Genomic DNA, 1,023 nt, shown 5'->3' with positions numbered 1-1,023 from the left:
GTGGACACGAATTGGTAAGCCTGGGTGATGTTCTGGCCTTCAACGATCTTGCCTTTGACCTTGTCGGTCAGGCCTTGCTTGGCCAGCACCTGAGTGGCAGCCAGACCGTACGGGGCGGCTTTCGGGTTGGCGATGGAAAGATGCTGATACTGGTTGTCGCTCAGAACCTTGCCCTTGGCGTCGACATAACCTTCCTTGGCCGACCACAGCGCCAGCGTGCCGATAGCGTAGGTGAAGCGCGAACCCTTGACGGTGTCGCCTTCGGTCTCGAGTTTTTGTGGCGTGGTGTCATCCGCCGAGAGCAACACTTCGAACGGCGCGCCATTCTTGATCTGGGTATAGAACTGGCCGGTTGCACCAAAGGAGGTGACCAGTTTGTGCCCGGTGTCTTTCTCGAAATCGGCAGCGATGGCCTGGATCGGCGCGGTGAAGTTGGCGGCAACGGCGACCTGGACTTCATCCGCGTGGGCGGACCCGAAAGCGAACACGCTGAACAGGCACACAGGGGCAAAACGTGAGGCACGCATGGTCATGAAACGGCTCCGTGGTAGGCGAGTGATACGCTATATATCAGAATATATAGCGAAATGCCTGTAAAYGGAACGAATGGGATGTGCACGTCGGAATTCACGCGCGCCCTGTAGCAGCTGGCGCAGCCAGCTGCTACGGGCCCCGTCCTAGCGGTGAAGCAATTTGGCCAATCCTTCATCCGCCAAACACCGGGTAAGCTCTGCCGAAGTCAGTTCAACGCCCAGGGTGAACGCCTGCCCGGCCCAAAGGTTGCTGAAATCCGCTTCCCCTTTAGCCCGCAATGGCATCAGCGCACCGCCCGCCAAGGGGAAGGCCGGTGCCTTGGCGCTCATCGGCCCGAGTTCACGCATCACCCGATTGAGAATCCCGCGCGCCGGGCGCCCGGTGAAAATGTTGGTGACCGCTGTCTCGCTTTCCTTGGCCGTGCGCAACGCCTTGTGGTGGGACGCGCTGACCTTGGCCTCTGGCGTGAACAAATAAGCCGTACCTACC

The 1,023-nt window shown here is 59.8% G+C and carries 2 protein-coding genes; both read right to left on the bottom strand.

The features are described from left to right. A partial coding sequence (gene modA, locus AC1DLB_RS30855; RefSeq protein WP_477786387.1) for a molybdate ABC transporter substrate-binding protein occupies positions 1 to 527 on the bottom strand: 527 nt, incomplete at its 3' end. 150 nt (positions 528 to 677) lie between these two features. Then, on the bottom strand, positions 678 to 1,023 hold a 346-nt coding region (locus AC1DLB_RS30850), incomplete at its 5' end, for a nitronate monooxygenase (protein WP_477786386.1).

The organism is Pseudomonas sp. 05N434, from assembly GCF_056396965.1.
The sequence above is the reverse complement of the archived record's forward strand: the minus strand, read 5'-3'. Positions and strand labels throughout refer to the sequence as shown.